Source organism: Methanoregula sp. (assembly GCF_028712425.1).
Classification (GTDB): domain Archaea; phylum Halobacteriota; class Methanomicrobia; order Methanomicrobiales; family Methanospirillaceae; genus Methanoregula.
In genome coordinates this window covers 32,649-33,786 of record NZ_JAQTQD010000026.1, presented here as the reverse complement: position 1 = coordinate 33,786, position 1,138 = coordinate 32,649, and the positions used below count along the sequence as shown (strand labels likewise).

Sequence of the window (1,138 nt, the reverse complement as noted above, 5' to 3'; positions counted from 1 at the left end):
GGTGCTTTCCGGAGGGCACGGCGATCTCGAACCGTGCGCCATTTCCCGCCTGTCCTGTCTCCCGGATCGTGATGCCCGTGATGTCGAGGATCTCGCGGGAGATGGCAAGGCCAAACCCGGTGTTCTTACCCACGCCCGGCGCAAAGATCCGTTCCTTGTCGGCCGGAGGGACCCCGCCCCCGTCATCGGAGCAGACAACGATCCGGGCGCCGTCATTCTCCTCCAGCATGAACCGGACCTGCGTGATCGTTCCCCCGTGGCGCTTTGCATTGTCCAGGAGGTTGAAGAAGACCTTGGAGATGAGAGGGTCGGCGAAAATATCCAGGTCGCCCGGAAGCATGTTCTCACACCGGATGGCCTTTGGCAGCGCAGCTTTTTCGGCAGCAGCAACGAGCCCATGAAGGTTCTGCCAGGCCGGTTCGTGTACGCCGATCATCTCGTACTCCTTTGTGAACTGGATCAGGTTCGAGATCTGTTCGATCGTCCGGCTGATGCGGGAAAAGTCGCCGGCATGCGCAGTTTTGGGGACCTTGCGACGGAGCAGTTCGACGTATCCGTCCAGCGCCTGGAGCTGGTTGTTGATGTCGTGCCTCGTTATGCCCGAGAGGATGTTGAGCTTGTGGTTAGCCTGCCGCAGCGCCTCTTCCATGTTCTTCCGGTCGGAGATATCGATGACGCTTGAGAGGAGGAAGAGCTCCCCCTGCATGGTTATCAGCGTGGCCGAGTACAGGCAGATCTGGACGGTCCCGTCCTTTGCGCGGAACGGGACTTCCACGGCCTCGATGTGCCGCTCTTTCCGGAGAATGGTGGCAATACGTTCCCCATTTTCCCTGTCGAAAAGGAGCCCGATCTCCCACGGTGTCTTCCCGAGCACCTCTTCGCGCAAGTACCCGCTGTTTTTGATGAATGCATCGTTGACCTCATAGAAGGTGTTGTCTTTCACGGAAAGGAGCGTGAGGGCAACAAGGCTGGTCCGGAAGATGGTGGAGAACATCTTCTCGGACTCCCGCAATGCCGTTTCTGACGCCCTCCGCTGGCTGATGTCCCGGGTAAGGCCGATAACCCCGGTGGGGTGACCGTCCTTTCCCATCATCGGGGTGATCATCACCTCGGTCCAGACCGTGGAACCGTCCTTTCG

General features: G+C 59.5%; 1 protein-coding gene. It reads right to left on the bottom strand.

Annotated elements, in window-relative coordinates:
- Window positions 1-1,138: PAS domain S-box protein (locus PHF39_RS12115; protein ID WP_300224469.1), on the bottom strand; the 1,138-nt coding region annotated here is incomplete at both ends.